Annotated in this window: 15 protein-coding genes; 3 read left to right on the top strand and 12 right to left on the bottom strand. The window is 65.8% G+C overall.

Annotation, left to right across the window (positions count from 1 at the left end):
- Nucleotides 1-47: 47 nt before the first annotated feature.
- From Q0263_RS12055 to Q0263_RS12030, 6 genes are all read right to left on the bottom strand, one after another.
- A complete protein-coding gene (locus Q0263_RS12055) occupies nt 48-2,927 on the bottom strand; it encodes an adenosylcobalamin-dependent ribonucleoside-diphosphate reductase (RefSeq protein WP_298016291.1) in 2,880 nt (959 codons plus the stop codon).
- A gap of 159 nt (nt 2,928-3,086) precedes the next feature.
- Nucleotides 3,087-4,022: a LysR substrate-binding domain-containing protein gene (locus tag Q0263_RS12050; protein ID WP_298016290.1), complete on the bottom strand. Its 936-nt coding sequence runs from the start codon at nt 4,020-4,022 to the stop codon at nt 3,087-3,089.
- Between the two features lie 48 nt (nt 4,023-4,070).
- Nucleotides 4,071-5,246 carry an ABC transporter substrate-binding protein gene (locus Q0263_RS12045; RefSeq protein ID WP_298016288.1) on the bottom strand — a complete coding sequence of 392 codons (1,176 nt, stop codon included), beginning with the start codon at nt 5,244-5,246 and terminating at the stop codon, nt 4,071-4,073.
- A gap of 23 nt (nt 5,247-5,269) precedes the next feature.
- Nucleotides 5,270-7,162: an FAD-dependent monooxygenase gene (locus Q0263_RS12040; protein WP_298016286.1), complete on the bottom strand. Its 1,893-nt coding sequence runs from the start codon at nt 7,160-7,162 to the stop codon at nt 5,270-5,272.
- A gap of 241 nt (nt 7,163-7,403) precedes the next feature.
- Nucleotides 7,404-8,042, bottom strand: coding sequence for a glutathione transferase (yfcF, locus tag Q0263_RS12035; protein WP_298016284.1), 639 nt, complete (start codon nt 8,040-8,042; stop codon nt 7,404-7,406).
- A gap of 47 nt (nt 8,043-8,089) precedes the next feature.
- Entirely contained in the window at nt 8,090-8,638 is a 549-nt protein-coding gene (locus Q0263_RS12030; RefSeq protein ID WP_298016282.1) for a sterol desaturase family protein, read from the bottom strand.
- A gap of 200 nt (nt 8,639-8,838) precedes the next feature.
- Between Q0263_RS12030 and nadA the strand changes: the two genes are divergently transcribed.
- Together nadA and nadC are read left to right on the top strand one after the other, a co-directional pair.
- Nucleotides 8,839-9,975, top strand: coding sequence for a quinolinate synthase NadA (gene nadA, locus Q0263_RS12025; protein ID WP_298016280.1), 1,137 nt, complete (start codon nt 8,839-8,841; stop codon nt 9,973-9,975).
- Nucleotides 9,972-10,850, top strand: a complete 879-nt coding sequence (gene nadC, locus Q0263_RS12020) for a carboxylating nicotinate-nucleotide diphosphorylase (protein WP_298016278.1) — start codon at nt 9,972-9,974, stop codon at nt 10,848-10,850. Before nadA ends, nadC begins: the two co-directional genes overlap by 4 nt.
- 64 nt (nt 10,851-10,914) lie before the next feature.
- Here the strand turns inward: nadC and nadB are convergent, their stop codons facing one another.
- Together nadB and Q0263_RS12010 are read right to left on the bottom strand one after the other, a co-directional pair.
- Nucleotides 10,915-12,549, bottom strand: a complete 1,635-nt coding sequence (gene nadB, locus Q0263_RS12015; protein ID WP_298016276.1) for an L-aspartate oxidase — start codon at nt 12,547-12,549, stop codon at nt 10,915-10,917.
- Between the two features lie 144 nt (nt 12,550-12,693).
- Nucleotides 12,694-13,026: a c-type cytochrome gene (locus Q0263_RS12010; protein ID WP_298016274.1), complete on the bottom strand. Its 333-nt coding sequence runs from the start codon at nt 13,024-13,026 to the stop codon at nt 12,694-12,696.
- A gap of 215 nt (nt 13,027-13,241) precedes the next feature.
- Here Q0263_RS12010 and Q0263_RS12005 point away from each other — a divergent pair, with 215 nt between their 5' ends.
- Nucleotides 13,242-13,730, top strand: coding sequence for a redoxin domain-containing protein (locus Q0263_RS12005; RefSeq protein ID WP_298016272.1), 489 nt, complete (start codon nt 13,242-13,244; stop codon nt 13,728-13,730).
- Here Q0263_RS12005 and Q0263_RS12000 read toward each other — a convergent pair.
- From Q0263_RS12000 to fumC, 4 genes are all read right to left on the bottom strand, one after another.
- Nucleotides 13,615-14,472, bottom strand: coding sequence for a slipin family protein (locus Q0263_RS12000; protein ID WP_298019051.1), 858 nt, complete (start codon nt 14,470-14,472; stop codon nt 13,615-13,617). The genes Q0263_RS12005 and Q0263_RS12000 overlap by 116 nt on opposite strands.
- Nucleotides 14,472-14,801 carry an NfeD family protein gene (locus Q0263_RS11995; protein WP_298016270.1) on the bottom strand — a complete coding sequence of 110 codons (330 nt, stop codon included), beginning with the start codon at nt 14,799-14,801 and terminating at the stop codon, nt 14,472-14,474. Before Q0263_RS11995 ends, Q0263_RS12000 begins: the two co-directional genes overlap by 1 nt.
- Nucleotides 14,802-14,865: 64 nt before the next feature.
- On the bottom strand, nt 14,866-15,237 hold the full coding sequence (locus Q0263_RS11990) for a DUF488 family protein (RefSeq protein ID WP_298016268.1): 372 nt from the start codon (nt 15,235-15,237) through the stop codon (nt 14,866-14,868).
- A gap of 3 nt (nt 15,238-15,240) precedes the next feature.
- The gene (gene fumC, locus Q0263_RS11985) at nt 15,241-16,644 is read right to left on the bottom strand and encodes a class II fumarate hydratase (RefSeq protein ID WP_298016266.1); all 1,404 of its coding nucleotides are present in this window, start codon (nt 16,642-16,644) and stop codon (nt 15,241-15,243) included.
- Nucleotides 16,645-16,673 lie beyond the last annotated feature (29 nt).

The raw sequence follows: 16,673 nt of genomic DNA, 5'->3' as shown, positions 1-16,673 counted from the left end.
GTCGTGCCGCTGCCAGATTGTCGCCGATCCTTACGGATGAGCGGCCTTTACCCGCACATGCCCAGATAACCGCAATTCGTGCAGAACCGGCAGCCATCTTTCCGGATAAGGCTGCGCAGATGGCATTCCGGGCATTCCGCGCCGTGTGCGACCGCGTCCTCCGCAAGCGCCGGCGTCTTGCGACCGGCATCCGCAGGTTCGGCCTGCACCACCCCCATTGTTTCGATGGGTTCGCCGTTTTCATCCAGAATGCCCAGCATCGAATAACGGTGGATGAGCAGGCGGGCGATATAGGCTTCGGTGGATGGGAAGGCGCGTGATTTGTCGCTGCCCGGTTCGCGGGCCAGGAAATCGCCCTGCGGCTCGGCATAGGTCATGAGCTTGCGCAGCTTCATGGCGATCCAGGCGGGATCGACGATGCGCATGTCCAGGCTGAGCAGCTTGAACAGGCCTTCAAAGGCGCGCGGGAACTTGCCGGCGCCCCAGACCGAATATGGCCGCGTCATGCCATTGGGCAGATGCAGTTCCTTCACCATCAGCACGAAATCGTCGCCCGTCACCGGGTTGAACAGATCGCAGATCCAGCCCATGGTGCCATCGGTGCCGGTTTTGGGTTCGCGCGGCGCAATGAGCGCCTGCGTCATGGCCGAAGGTTCGTCCTCGGTTTCGGCGATGCCCAGGCTTTGATGGCGAAAGGCCACCAGCCGCGCCAGGGCCGCCACGGCGGACGGCAGCCGCAGTGGCTCGCCGGTCTCCGGATCCGTGATCCGGACCTCCGCGCCGTTGTTGGTGCGAGCCAGCACCTGGAGCTTGCGGGAAAGCCACGGGAAATCACTGGTGTACATATCCAGGCTGAGCATCTTTGCGACCGCCGCCAGGCCGCGTGGCGGGCGGGCACCATTGACCCAGATCTCGAAAGGACGATTCTGCAGGTCGGAAACGAAGACGACAAAGCTGCCTTCCTGGGTTTCGATGGTGTCCGATGTCCAGCAGGACGCCCCGCGCGGCAGTTGCGGACGATTGGGCCAGCGCAGGCTGTTGAGCACGGGCTCGATGGCGCGTTTGAGCACCAGGCGCCGGTCGGCCTCGGACAGCGAGATCGCCGCCGGCTGCGCCGGTTCCTTCGCCGGTTCCGGCGCCGGCGTGACCGACAGCACCGCGCCGCGTTTGCCACTGGGCCGGTAGGTGGTGATGCCTTTCAAACCGAGCTTCCAAGCCTGCATGTACAGGTCCTTGAAGTCCTCGTAGGGATAGTCGGCGGCCACATTGACGGTCTTGGAGATCGCCGCATCGACGTAGTCCTTGACTGCGGCCACCATCAGGGCATGGTCGCGGGCGGAGATTTCCAGCGCGGTGCGGAAATAGGCTGGAAGCGGTCCCTGCGCGTCGCCGCCCATCAGCCGGAAGAGCCGGTAGGCATGGTCCTCGACCAGGTAATCCTGACGGGTGCCGTCCTCCATGCGTTTGGTGCGGGTATAGGTCCAGGAAAACGGCGGCTCGATGCCGTTCGAGGCATTGTCGGCAAACGCCAGGGAAATGGTGCCTGTCGGCGCGATCGAGGTCAGGTGGCTGTTGCGGATGCCGTGCTGCGCGATGGATTCGCGGATGTCCTGCGGCAGACGCCGGGCAAATCCGCTGTCCAGATAGCCCTGTGCGTCGAACCCGGGGAACGCGCCTTTTTCTTTGGCCAGGGCGACCGAGGCGCGATAGGCCGCGTGGGCGACTTCACGCGCGAAGCGGCCGGCCATGGCCCGCGCCGCGTCGCTATCGTAGGCCAGCCCCAGCATGATGAGCGCGTCGCCAAGGCCTGTGATCCCCAGCCCCACGCGACGCTTTTTCGCGGCTTCGGCAGCCTGTTCGGGCAATGGCCAGACGGTGGCATCCAGGGTGTTGTCCAGCATGCGGATGGCGACCCCGGCCACTTCGGCAAGACTCTCCCAGTCGACCGTGGCTTCGGCCTGCGTGCCAAACGGGTTGCGCACGAAGCGCGTCAGGTCGATCGACCCCAGGCAGCAGCAACCGTAGCCTGGCAGAGGTTGCTCGCCGCACGGGTTTGTAGCTTCCAGGGTTTCCAGGTAGTGAAGATTGTTTTCGCGATTGATCTGGTCGTGGAACAGCACCCCGGGTTCGGCGAAATCGAAGGTGGATTGCATGATCTGGTCCCACAGCGCACGGGCACGAATGTCCCGGTAGACCCAAAAGCCGTCCTCGCGCTGGCGCGCCCCCCGGGCCTTGAGCTCGTCGGCGGGCTCGGCGCGATGGGTCAGGCTGAAGACGGCATCATCTTCGACCGCCTGCATGAATTCATCCGTCACGCTGACGGAGACGTTGAAATTGGTGAGTTCGCCAGCCGTCTGTTTGGCGCTGACGAAGGCTTCGATATCGGGGTGCGTCACATCCAGCACCGCCATCTGCGCGCCACGCCGCGCGCCGGCCGATTCCACGGTTTCGCAGGACCGGTCGAATACGCGCATATAGGACACCGGCCCCGAGGCCTTGGATGCCGTGCCCCGGACCTTGGCGCCCGCCGGCCGGATATGGCTGAAGTTATACCCTACCCCGCCCCCGCGGCGCATGGTTTCCGCAGCCTTTTGCAAGGCGTCGTAGATTCCGGGCAGCCCATCGATGGGGTCCGATATCGAATCGCCCACGGGCTGGACGAAGCAATTGATGAGCGTGGCGGAAAGTTCCGTGCCGGCCGCCGAGTTGATGCGCCCGGCGGGGATGAAGCCGCGTTGCTGGGCATCCAGGAACAGGGCCTCGAAGCGCGCCCTTTTGCGCGGCGATTCCACGGCGGCCAGGGCGCGTGCCACGCGCCGCTGGATTTCGCCGATCGTGGTCTCGCCGCCCTTGGCGTATTTTTCCTGCAGCACTTCGGTGGAAATGGCCTGGGGCTCGAGCCCTGTGATGGTGTCTATCCGCTTCATTCGTGTTCCCGTGGCGAGGGTCAAGATTCAAGGATAATTACACCATATATTGTGCCATTAATGGCAATTAGCACCACAAATTGTGGTTGATCAAGATCAAGTCCGTACCAGATCTTCTACGGATCGCGTGCGGCCGTCAGGCCGGCTCCGGGCGCGGATTCAGGCCTTCCCCTTGCCGTGGCCGATCACCCAGCGGATGCAATCCAGCGCCTGCTCCACCGATTTCGGCAGGCGTTCGTTCCTGCGCCAGTACAGCGACACCGAGCCGGTCCCTTGCAGCGCGAGCGGCAGGATGCGCAGCATGTTCATGCCCGACAGGATCAGCGCGGACCGATGGGACGCCACGCCGATGACTTCGCTGTTGTTGAGCAAGGTGACGTTGGCGATGACGGAATTGGACTCGATGTAGTTGGCGGGCATCCGATAGCCGGCCACGGCCAGCGCGTCTTCCACCGCCTTGCGGATCGGCGAGCCCTTGGGCCAGACGATCCACTGATAGCGCAGGACGTCGGCCCAGTCCAGCCGGGGTTGGCTCAGCAGCGGATGCCGGCATTGCACCACCAGATCGACAGGCTCGGTGTACAGGACTTCGGTATTGAAGGACGGAAGGTCTTCGGGCACGTCGACCGTCCGGCCCAGCACGATGTCCAGGTCCCCCTGGGCGAGCTGTCCCAGCAGCAGATCCATGGATCCTTCCACCAGGTCGATCCGCAGGCCCGGCATGCGGGCCGTCATTTCCAGCACCGACAGGGGCCCGGCTTCCGTGGCGGCCACGCCGGACGCGCCCAGCGCCACGTGCCCTGCTCCGCCTTCGCTGAGGATCTTCATGTCGGCCGCGGCGCGATCCAGCTGCGCCTCGATCCGCCTGGCGTGATCGATCAGGGCCTGGCCGTGCGGCGTGGGCGTCAGGCCGCGGGCGTGCCGGTCGAACAGCGTCAGACCGATGTCGGCTTCCAGGTCCTTGAGCCATTTGGACAAGGCGGGCTGCGTGGTGTGCAGGGCCGAGGCCGAATGGCTCAGGTTGCGCGTCCGCGCCAGGCTGAGCAGAAAGCGCAGATGGCGCAGGCGGACGCGGTCGGTCCAGTCAGATCCCATGGCCCGCCCTGCCCGCGCGCGTTCCCGGATGGAGCGCCTGTGAGCGCATCAGCCCTGCTTCCCCGGGTCCTTCACCGCCTTGAACGTATCGAATTCGACGTTCTGCAGTTTGCCGTCGACGCGCTCCAGCTTGCGGATGTATTCATCCTGGATGATGTCGCGGGTATCGGGATCGATTTCCACCGGACCGCGCGGGCTTTCCCATTTCATGCCCTTGACCGCCGCCATGAAGGCATCGCCGCCGGCGTCTCCCTTCGTCTTTTCCAGAGCCTTGTAGATCAGCTGCATGCCGTCGTAGCCGCCGATGGACATGAAATTCGGGGCGTCGCCCGGGAAGCTCTTGGCGTAGGCGGCCACGAAAGCCTTGTTTTGCGGCGAATCGTGGGCGGCCGAATAATGGAAGGCCGTGATCATGCCCAGGGCGGCGTCGCCCAGCGCCGGCAAGGAGTTTTCATCCGTCATGTCGCCCGGCCCCATGGCTTTGATGCCCAGCTTGTCCAGCCCCAGTTCCCGGAAGTTCTTCACCAGCGAGACCATGGAGCTGCCCGGCGGCACGAAGAAGAACAGCGCAGCCGGCTTGGTGTCTTTCACGCGCTGCAGGAAGGGCGAGTAATCCGCCGTGCTGACCGGCGTGCGGACTTCGCCCATGATCTTGCCGCCCAGCCCCGTGAACGTCTTCTTGAACTGTTCCTGGGCATCGTGGCCGGGGCCGTAATCCGCCACCAGGATGTAGGCCGAGTGAATGCCGTTCTTGTAGGCCCACTGGGCCATGGCCCAGGAGCTTTGCGGCAGCGTCATCGACACGCGGGCGATGTAGGGCGACTTTTCGGTGATGGACGAGGTGGCCGCGTTCATGACGATCATCGGCACCTTGGCCTCGGTGGCCAGCGGCGCGACGGAAAAGGCATTCGGCGTCAGATCGAATCCGGCCAGGATGTCGACCTTGTCCTTGATCAACAGCTCCTGCGCCTGGCGCTTGGCCACCGCCGGCGCGATGCCGGTGTCGTCCTTGACGATCAGTTTGATCTTGCGGCCCGCCACCGTGTCGCCGTGTTCCGCCATGTACAGATGGATGCCGTTCTGGATCTGCCGGCCGTAGTCCGCGAACGGACCCGACACCGACAGGACCAGGCCCACCGTGAGGTCTTTCGCCTGGGCCGCGCCGACGCTCAGCGCCGCGCTCATGGATAGCGCGACGGCTCCCAGCTTCATGCCGAATTTCATGGTCTCTCTCCTGTTTTCTGGTTTTAACGTTGAGGTAAAGCGATGGTCCGAATGAACGCCGCCAGGCGATCCGTCGCGGTCAGGGGAAGCACGTTGGCGACGTACTGATCGGGGCGCACGACGATCAGCGCGCCGCGCCGGTCGATTCCGCGCAGATCGAAGATATCAGTGTCCGGCAGCGCCGCGTAGATATTTTCATAATCCGCCAGGCGATAGGGGCCCATGCGGGGCGTGAAAGCGGCCGGAACCCGACCGATGTCGATCTGCGCGTGGTTCTGCTGATAGATGACCTTGATGTCGAACCGGGCGTTTTCGTCCGCCCCCGCCGGCGTGAACCGCTGGATCGGCGATTCGGGCGATTCCGCCAGCCAGCGTCCCAGCGCGGCCGTCGGCGAATCCTCGCCCGGGGGCGCGCCATCGGCGAAGACGTACAGGCGCCAGCGCCCATCGGCCTTGGCTTCGTGGCCCAGATGGCGGCGATTGGCGTCCGCGACCCGCATCACCTCGGCCGACCAGAAGCGCTTGCCGATGGGGAATCCCGTGGCCAGGGCCTGGTCTTGCGCCGTCGCGGTGATCATGGAGGGCTCGTACCGGGTCATGAAACCCTGCGCGAACTCGTTGATCCGCAGATAGGCTTCCTCGAACTCGGCCTGGCTGGCGAAATCCTCCGGAGCCTTGGCCATCTGGGCGGCCCAGTGCTTGTCCTGATCGATCAGGTCCTGCCCGATCTTCTGCCGTTCGGCCGAATAGGTCGCCAGCAGCGCCTCCGGGCTTCTGCCCTCCAGGACGTGGCCCAGCTTCCAGCCCAGGTTGAAGCCGTCCTGCATGGAGGCATTGGTCCCCTGCCCGGCCTTGGCGCTGTGGGTGTGGGCCGCGTCGCCGGCGATGAATACCCGGGGAGTCCGGCGTCCGGCCTGGTCCTGCGGCACGTCGTCGAAACGCTCGCACAGCCTGTGTCCAACTTCGTAGACGCTATACCAAGCCACGTGGCGGACGTCCAGGCGGTAGGGATGAAAGATCCGCTGCGCCCGGGCGATGGTCTGCTCGACGGGGGTGCGGCGAATCGCGCCCTGGTCGCCGGCCAGCACGTCCCCCAGATCGACATACAGGCGGAACAGGAACCCGCCCTCGCGCGGGATGAGCAGAATATTGCCGTGGGATTCGGACTGGATGGCGCATTTCACGCGGACGTCCGGGAAATCCGTGTCCGCGAGAATGTCCATCACGCCCCAGGCGTGATTGGCGGATTCCCCCTGCAGCCGCCATCCCAGCGCCTTGCGCACGCCGCTGTGGGCGCCATCCGAGCCGATCACGTATTTGGCGCGGATCGTGCGCTCCTGCCCTGCTTTCGGGCCCGCGCTGTATGTCAGCTTGACCTCCACCGGATGATCGCCCGACGGCGCGATGGTCAATCCCTGGAACTCCAGGCCGTAATCCGGCTTCATCCGGGTGGGCGCATGCGCCATGAACTCGGCGAAATAATCCAGCACGCGGGCGTGATTGACCGTCAGGTGCGGATATTCGCTGACCTTGTTGGGGTCCTCGTCCAGGCGGGAGACGCGGTGGATGTTTTCCGGAGACGCCGGGTCGGGCTTCCAGAAGGCCGTTTCCGTCACATGGCAGGCTTCCGCCATCAGCGATTCGGCGAAGCCGAAGGCATCGAAGGTTTCCAGGCTGCGCTTCTGCATGCCGTCGGCCAGCCCGACTTCCAGGCGGGAAGCCCTGCGGTCGACGATGCGCGTGGTGACGCCGGAGAACTGCGACAACTGGGCGGCGGCGATCATGCCCGCCGGCCCCGCTCCGACGATCAGCACGTCGACCTCGTCGGGCGGATCGTCCGGCCGATCGATGCCGGTCCCCGCCGGGTCCTGTATCCGCGGATCGCGGGACACGTATTCGTGGTGATGGTATTTCATGCAGTCTCCTGGATCGTTATCGGGCAGCGGCGCGGATGATGCGGAAGGGACCGAGGCCCCGGCATGCCGTCGGCGTGCGTTCTTGGACTGCTGAATAGTGTATGGACAAAAAGGCGGAAAAATATACTTTTAGAGATGAAATATTCTTATTATTGATATCTAAAACAATATACCTTTCGTAGGGACGCATGCGCCTGTGCGCGCCATGCGCCCTCCTGATCCGCGCGGCGGGCGGCGCCGATCAGGCCTGTTGCCGTTCGTGGAAACCGACCCAGCGCTGGACCGAGGACCGGCCCCACTGCTCGTGGACATAATCCACCAGGCGCCGGGGCACGGAATCGCCGCCCGACACCAGCCGGTTCAGCATGAAGGCAAGCTCGAAATCGGCGATGCACCAGGCGCCGAACAGATGCTTGCCGGTCGGCGGCACCAGCCGTCCGGCGACCGACAGGAGCTTTTCCGCCGCCTGCGACGCGGCGGGCGTCAGGGGCGGCAGCGGCTGGGACGGCCGGCTGAACAGGATATCGGACGAGCGCTCCTGGCGCAGCGCGGCCAGATCCGTGCGCACCCAGGCCTGGATCTGGCGGGCGCGGGCGCGCTGGCGCGCATCGCGCGGATACAGCGCGGGGCCCTGGAAGGCCTCGTCCACGTATTCGATGATGGCCGATGATTCCGCCAGGGCGAAGTCTCCCTGGACCAGGGCGGGCACCTTGCCGGTCAGGGAAAGCTCGACGTAGCCGGGCGCCCGTTGATCGCCCCGGCCCAGGTCGACCGGCGTCATCTCGAAGGGCGCGCCCTTTTCCGCCAGCGCGACGAATACCGACATGGCATAAGGACTGATGAAGTTGGAATCGGTATACAGCATCAACGAATCGGACATGAGGCGGGCTCCTGGTCAATGTGGTCGGAAGGTCTGTCGAAAAAGGATCAGCGGTTCCGGTCGGTCAAGAATACCCGATCCCAGAACGATGTCGTCACCCCGTACCAGCCGTGGGCGCCGGGCCGGTGGTGCAGCGCATGGTCGCGCTTGCGCGCGTGCATCCAGGACCCTGGAGCGGCTTTCCAGTGGTGCGTGGCGTGATGAACCAGAACGTAGAGCAGATAACCCGCGCCGACCCCCAGGGTGGCCGACAGGCCGATCCAGCGCCCCAGGATCGCGGACAGGGGCCAGAGGACCAGCAGGCCCAGCATGGACAGGCTGACCAGCGTGGAGGTGCCGATCAGGGCGAAGGGGCGCTGGTGATGTTCCTCGTGCCAGCGCTTGAAGGGCTGCAGGCCATGCAGCACGAAGCGATGCAGGCCGTACTCGATCAGGCTCCAGGACAGGAAGCCCAGGGCCGCCGCCAGCAGCAGGGCCCAGACGGGGCCCGCGCCCTGCCACAGCAGCACCCCTGCTCCGATGATGATGGCCGCCGGATACAGGACGAAATCCGCAAAGTACAAGACAGGAGACTGTTCCAGCTTGAAAGGTGTCATGGCGAATCCGTATTCGGTTTGCTTTCACCAGTATAGACACTACCTTGGGGAAATCCCTAGTCCTTGATACGCTCGCGAGGACATGGCTCGCGGGGCCGGCGAGCGCCGGCCGGGCGGTCATAAGGACATTACCGGCATGCGCTATCGCTTTGTCGTATCATCCTCAGGTTCACCCCGTCTTTTTCAAGCTTCCATTCATCATGCCCTCAGGTACCCGAATCGTTGAATTCGATCGCCCGGATATGGTCAAGGGGACTCTCAGCCCGGCGGAAGCCTGGGCTCGGGTCAACCCGCCCGTCTCCGCCGAAGAACGTGAATTCCAGAAAGCCCGCATCCGCACCCTGCTGGCGCAGCGCGACGCCGTGCTGGTGGCGCACTATTACGTGGATGCCGACATCCAGGATCTGGCCGAGGAAACCGGCGGCTGCGTGTCGGATTCGCTGGAAATGGCCCGTTTCGGGCGCGATCACGCGGCGCGGACCCTGGTCGTGTCGGGCGTGCGCTTCATGGGCGAGACCGCGAAGATCCTCAGCCCCGAAAAACGCATTCTGATGCCCGATCTGGACGCGACCTGTTCGCTGGACCTGGGCTGCGATCCGGCGGCCTTCGCCCAGTTCCGGGCGCGGCATCCCGACCGCACCGTCGTCGTGTATGCGAACACCAGCGCGGCGGTCAAGGCTCAGGCGGACTGGATGGTGACGTCCTCGATCGGCCTGGACATCGTCGCCGACCTGCACCGCCAGGGAAAGAAGATCCTCTGGGCGCCGGACCGCCATCTGGGGTCGTACATCCAGCGCCAGACCGGCGCCGACATGGTCCTGTGGCAGGGCTCGTGCACCGTGCACGACGAATTCAAGGGCATCGAGCTCGATCTCATGCGCAAGGAACATCCCGGCGCCCTGGTCCTGGCGCACCCCGAATCCCCGGCTTCCGTGGTGGCCCAGGCCGACATCGTCGGCTCCACGTCGCGCCTGCTGGCGGCCGCCACCGAATTCCCGGCCACGACCTTCATCGTCGCCACCGACCAGGGGCTGCTGCACAAGATGCGGCTGGCCGCGCCCGGCAAGACCTTCATCGCCGCCCCCACCGCGGGCGAATCGGCCACCTGCAAAAGCTGCGCCCACTGCCCCTGGATGGCCATGAATTCCCTGAAGGGGATCGCCGACGCCCTGGAATTCGGCGGCAACGAAGTCCATCTGGATCCCGACCTGGGCCGCCGGGCCAAGGTCGGCATCGACCGGATGCTCGATTTCGCGGCCGCGCGCCGCCGCCAGGTGCACCCCGGCGCCGATCTGGCCCGGGAACAGACGCTGTTCGCCAAGGTCGGCCCCGCATGAGCAGCCATCCGCCTTCCACCCTGCGCAATCCTCACGCGCCGTTCTCCCCTGCCCTGCAGACCGCCTTCGACGCCCATATCGATCAGGCCCTGGCTGAAGACATCGGCACGGGCGACGTCACGGGCCTGCTGATTCCCGATCAACAGGTCGAGGCCGCCCGCGTCGTCGTGCGGGAATCCGCCGTGCTGTGCGGCGCCCCCTGGTTCGAGGCCGTGATGCATCGGGTCGACGACCGGATCCTGGTGGACTGGGCGTATGCGGAAGGCGACTGGATGGAACCGGATTCCGTCGTCTGCCGGCTGCACGGCCCCGCCCGCGCGCTGCTGACGGCGGAGCGCACGGCGCTGAACTTCCTGCAGCTGTTCTCGGGAGTGGCCACCGCCACCCGCCGCTACGCGGACCTGGCCAGCGGAACCCGGGCGGCCATCCTGGACACCCGCAAGACCTTGCCGGGCCTGCGCCTGGGGCAGAAATACGCGGTCCGGGTCGGCGGCGGCAAGAACCAGCGGCTGGCGCTCTACGATGGCGTGCTGATCAAGGAAAACCACATCGCCGCCGCCGGGGGCATCGGGCCCGCGCTGAAGGCGGCCCAGGCCCTGCCCTACGACGTCCCCGTGCAGATCGAGGTCGAGAACCTGGATGAACTGCGCCAGGCGCTGGACGCCGGAGCGGTGTCCATCCTGCTGGACAATTTCTCGCTGGACGATCTGCGCGCCGCGGTCGAGCTGACCCGGGGGCGCGCGGTGCTGGAAGCCTCCGGCGGCATCACGCACGACACCGTGCGGGCTATCGCCCAGACCGGAGTGGACCGCATTTCCATCGGCAGCCTGACCAAGGACATCAAGGCCGTGGACTATTCGATGCGGATCCTGTAGCGCGGATGCGCTTTGCGCCCGCCCGAGCGCCAAAGCCTGCCCATGACGGCGGGCCTTGGCGTTTTCAGCGGAACCCCGTTTCCGGCGTCATGACGGTGGGCAGCGCGCGCGGCAGCGTCCAGGGGAAGTCCTGGCAGTAGTGCAGGCCCCGGCTTTCCTTGCGCGACAGGGCGGCGGCCACGACCAGGGCCGCGACCTGGATCAGGTTGCGGCATTCCAGCAGGTCGCTGGTGACGCGATATTCCTGGTAATAGGCCTCGATTTCCTGCTCCAGCAGGCTGATGCGCTGGCGGGCGCGGTCCAGGCGCTTTTGCGTGCGCACGATGCCGACGTAGTTGGACATGAGGCGCCGGACCTCGTCCCAGGCGTGCGTGACCAGCACGGCTTCCGCGCCGTCGCGGGCCCGGCTGTCGTCCCAGTCGGGAACGGGTTCCGCCGTCGGGGCCGGCGCGGGCTGATCGTCGATGTCGTGGGCGGCGTTGCGGCCGATCACCAGGCATTCCAGCAGCGAATTGCTGGCCAGGCGATTGGCGCCATGCAGACCGGTATAGGCGGTTTCGCCGACCGCGTACAGGCCGGGGATGTCGGTGCGGCCGTTCAGGTCGATCACCACCCCGCCGCAGGTGAAGTGCATGGCCGGCACGACCGGGATCGGTTCGCGGGTCATGTCGATGCCGAATTCCAGGCAGCGGGCGTGGATCGTCGGGAAGTGCTCGCGGATGAATTCGGGCGGCCGGTGGCTGATGTCCAGTTCGACGTGGGTCAGGCCGCGTTTCTTGATCTCGAAATCGATGGCGCGCGCGACGACGTCGCGCGGAGCCAGTTCCAGGCGTTCGTCGTGCCACCGCATGAAGCGTTCGCCCGCCTGGGCGCCCGCGGCGGCCGGCAGGCGCAGGACGCCGCCCTCGCCGCGCACCGCTTCGGAAATCAGGAAGGATTTGGCCTGGGGATGGTACATGCAGGTCGGATGGAACTGCATGAATTCCATGTTGGCCACGCGGCAGCCCGCGCGCCAGGCCATGGCGATGCCGTCGCCCGTGGACGTGTCGGGATTGCTGGTGTGCAGGTAGACCTTGCCGGCGCCCCCCGTGGCCAGCACCACCTGCCCGGCCAGGATCGTGCGCACCCGATCGCCGCGCTCGTCGTAGACGTAGGCGCCCAGGCAGCGGGCGGGCGCGTCGGGCATGGCCGAAGCATGGGGTTCGAGGATGCGGCTGGTGATGAGTTCCACCCCCGAGTGATATTCCAGCAGCGTGATGTTGCGGTGCGCCCGCACCTGCTGTTCCAGCGTCAGCTGCACCAGGTGGCCCGTCTCGTCGGCGGCGTGGATGATGCGTCGCTGGCTGTGGCCGCCCTCGCGGGTCAGATGAAAACCCAGCTCGGCGCCCTGGTCGGGCGTGAAGGGCACGCCCAGCTTGATGAGCCAGTCGATCGCGGAAGGCCCCTGTTCGACGATGTGCCGCGTCGCCTGCGCGTCGCACAGGCCCGCGCCGGCCACCTGGGTGTCGGCCATGTGCTTGTCATGGCTGTCCTGGGAATCCAGCACGGCGGCGATGCCGCCCTGCGCCCAGTTGCTGGCGCCGTCCAGCAGGGCTTTTTTCGACAGGACGGCCACTTTCTTGTCGGCCGCCAGGTGCAGGGCGACGGTCAGGCCCGCCAGGCCGCTGCCGATGATCAGTACATCGTAATGTGGATTCACCCATGTGCTCCGGTGCCATCGCCGCCGGCATGGAGCCGGCGGCGGCTGAGTTGATGCGTTCTGATGAAGGGAAAGTTCAGGAGTCCAAGCAAAAAACCCTGCGGCGGCCCGGAGCCGCGCGCAGGGTTCGGGACGAGCCGTCGATCAGCGGGGCGCGCCGGCGACCAGCCATTCGACCACGGTCTTGATGTCCGCGTCGGAAATGCCGACGTTGGGCGGCATCGGGATCGGGCCGTAGTTGCCGGAACTGCCTTCCTTGATGTGCTTGGTCAGGATGGCGGCGGCATCCGCCTGGCCTTTGTGCTTGGCGGCGACTTCGTCGTAGGCCGGTCCGATGACTTTTTTGTCGACGGCATGGCATGCCAGACAGGCGTTCTTCGTGAGAATGTCGTTGACCTGGGCGAAATCCGGAGCGGCCTGGGCAGTCTGACCCAGGGCCAGCAGGGGAATGCACAGAGCCAGTGCAGACAGTTTCATGAGTAAGTCTCCAGTATGCGGAAAAGAGAGATCGGGATCCTATCCCGCCGGGTGGCGCGGCTGCGCCCGGCCGGCGGACAAACCCCTTCGGGGCTTGTGGCTTCATTACACCATGGCTTGCGGTGCGATGCCGGAATACCGCCACGCATTGTAGGTCTTCCCTCGCCCTCATGGGCGGCCTATGATGAAGGCTGGCATACGTGAAGGAAACGGCGATGATCACGGGTGAAGCGGCCCCCGACTGGGATGTGGCAAGCTGGCTGAATACAGACGCCCCGCTGTCGCTGGAGGACCTGCGCGGTTCAGTCGTGGTCGTGCACGCCTTTCAGATGCTGTGCCCGGGCTGCGTGTCGCACGGCATCCCCCAGGCCAAATCCATCCGCCAGGCTTTCCCGCCGGGCCGGGTGCAGGTCATCGGGCTGCACACGGTCTTCGAGCATCACGCCGCCATGGGCGAAATCGCGCTGCGGGCCTTTCTGCACGAATACCGCATTCATTTCCCGGTGGGCATCGATCGCCCCGATCCCCGGGGCAACCCCATTCCGCTGACCATGCAGGCCTGGCACATGCAAGGGACCCCGACGCTGTTCATTCTGGACGAACAGGGTCGGATCCGCCTGCATCATTTTGGCCAGCTGGACGATCTTCGGGCGGGCGCGGTGATCGGCCAGTTGCTGGCGGAGTCGGACGCGTCTGGCCAATGAAACCGGCCAGCAGATCGATGGGAATCGGGAACACCAGCGTGGACGACTTGTCGCCCGCCACCTGGGTCAGGGTTTCCAGATAGCGCAGCTGCATGGCGGACGGTTCCCGGGCCAGGGTGTGGGCCGCCTCGGACAGGGCCTGCGCGGCCTGGCGTTCGCCTTCCGCATGGATGACCTTGGCCCGCCGGTCGCGTTCGGCCTCGGCCTGGCGCGCCATAGCGCGGACCATGGTTTCGTTCAGGTCGATGTGCTTGATTTCGACGTTGGTGACCTTGATGCCCCAGCCGTCGGTCTGGGTGTCCAGGATCGTCTGCACGTCCAGATTCAGTTTCTCGCGCTCGGACAGCATCTCGTCGAGTTCGTGCTTGCCCAGGACGGCCCGCAGCGTGGTCTGCGCCAGCTGGCTGGTGGCTTCCAGGAAGTGTTCCACCTGGATGATGGCCTTGCCGGGATCGACCACCCGGAAATACACCACGGCATTGACCTGCACCGAGACGTTGTCGCGGGAAATCACGTCCTGGGGCGGAATGTCCATGGTGATCACGCGCATGTCCACCCGCACGACCTGCTGCAGGAACGGAATGACGATGATCAGGCCGGGCCCTTTCGCGCCCGTGTAGCGCCCCAGCGTGAAGATGACGGCCCGCTCGTATTCGCGCAGGATGTGAAAGAGCTTGAACAGCACCAGCACCAGAAAAATCAGCACCAGCAGGCTGACGCTCGAGCCCAGATCCAGAAACATCATGTGGATTCTCCTAAGGAAACATCACTGTCCGCCACCAGTTCCACCTGCAGCGTCAGCCCCCGGGCCCGCACGACCCTGACGGTCTGTCCCGGGCGCAGCGGGACTTTGCACTGCACCTGCCAGACTTCGCCCCGCACCAGCGCCCAGGATTTTCCCCGCGCGTCGGACGGCTCGGTGACTTCGCCCAGCATGCCGGGCAGCTCTTCATTGCCGCCTTGCGCGCGGCTGCGATGGGCCTGGATGGCGATGAACACGGCCAGCAGCAGCACCAGGCCCAGCAAGCCCAGCGCCCAGGCCGATTGCGCCCCGAAATAGACCAGCAGCATGCGTTCTCCTGCCCTGCCCGCCCCGACGGCGGACAGTCGATGATTGGGGGCGGTCGCGCCGCCCCTAGTGGCGCCGGGCGCGGTCCGCCAGCACCTGCGCCAGCACGACCGCCTGATTGTGTTCGGTATCCCGGGCGCCGTACAACAGCGTGATCCTGCGGCCCCCGGCCGTCGACAGGATCTCGTCCATCAGGCCCTGGGCCGCGTCGGCCCGCAGTTCCGCCGTGTAGTCGCGGCGGAACTGTTCCCAGCGTTCGGGCTTGTGCCCGAACCAGGTGCGCAGATCGGCGCTGGGCGCCAGGTCCTTGCACCAGAGATCGTGCTTGAACGAAGCCTTGGACAGGCCCCTGGGCCACAAGCGGTCCACCAGCACCCGCAGGCCGTCGCTGTCGGCCGGCGATTCATAGGCGCGCTTGATCTGCACAGGGGTGGTCATGGTTCAGCCTTTGCTGGGATGGGTCATATCCAGGGGGACGATCCATTCATCGTACTGCGCATCCGTCAGGAAGCCCAGCGCCAGCGCGGCCTGACGCAAGGTGCTGTGCTCTTTGTGGGCCTTCTTGGCGATGGCGGCCGCCTTGTCGTAGCCGATGTGGCGATTCAGGGCGGTGACCAGCATCAGGTTCTTTTCCAGGTTCTGTTCGATGCGGTCCGTGTTGGGCTCGATCCCGACGGCGCAGTGCTCGTCGAAGGACAGGCAGGCGTCGGCCAGCAGCCCGATGCTTTCCAGCACGTTGTGCACCATGACGGGCTTGTAGACGTTCAGCTGGAAGTTGCCCTGGGACCCGGCGAAGGCCACCGCGGCGTCGTTGCCGTACACCTGGACGCAGACCATGGTCATGGCTTCGCATTGGGTCGGGTTGACCTTGCCCGGCATGATGGAGGAACCGGGTTCGTTTTCCGGGATGACCAGTTCGCCGATGCCGCAGCGCGGACCGCTGGCCAGCCAGCGCACGTCGTTGGCGATCTTCATCAGGGCGCCGGCCAGCGTGCGCAGAGCCGCCGACAGGCTGACCAGGGCGTCATGGGCCGACAGGGCGAAGAATTTGTTGGCGGCGCTGCGAAACGGCAGTCCGGTGATGTCGGAGATGCGGGCGGCGGCCAGTTCGCCGAAGCGCGGATGGGCGTTCAGGCCGGTGCCGACGGCCGTGCCGCCGATGGCCAGGTCGTACACGCCCGGCAGCGCCGCCTGGACGGCATCCAGCGCGAAGTCCAGCTGGGCCACCCAGGCGCTGATCTCCTGCCCCAGCGTGATGGGCGTGGCGTCCTGCAGGTGAGTGCGGCCGGTCTTGACGATGTTCTGGTAGGCCTTGGCCTTGGCGTCCAGCGTGGCGCGCAGCCGGCCGACCGCCGGGAAGAAATGCCGGGCCAGTTCGGTGGCCACCGCGATGTGCATGGCGGTCGGGAACGTGTCGTTGGACGACTGGCCGCGATTGACGTGGTCGTTGGGATGCACCGGGGCCTTGCTGCCGACGACGCCGCCCGCCAGTTCGATCGCGCGGTTGGCGATGACTTCATTGGCGTTCATGTTGGACTGCGTGCCCGAGCCGGTCTGGAAGACGACCAGCGGGAATTCCGCGTTCAGCTTGCCTTCGATGACTTCGTCGGCGGCCCGCACGATCAGGTTGCCGATGTCGGCCGGCAGCTCGCCCAGTTCGGCGTTGGCCTGGGCCGCCGCCTTCTTGAGCACGCCCAGCGCGTGGATGATGGGGGCCTGCCAGCGGAAGCGATCCACGCCGATCGGGAAATTCTGGATGGACCGCTGCGTCTGGGCGCCCCAGTAATGCGCAGCGGGGACTTCGATCGCCCCCATGGAATCGGTTTCGGTGCGGCTGTCAGCCATGATGTCGAGCTCCTTATCGTTTCGATGGA

The organism is uncultured Castellaniella sp. (genome assembly GCF_937988725.1).
Classification (GTDB): domain Bacteria; phylum Pseudomonadota; class Gammaproteobacteria; order Burkholderiales; family Burkholderiaceae_B; genus Castellaniella.
The sequence above is the reverse complement of the archived record's forward strand: the minus strand, read 5'-3'. Positions and strand labels throughout refer to the sequence as shown.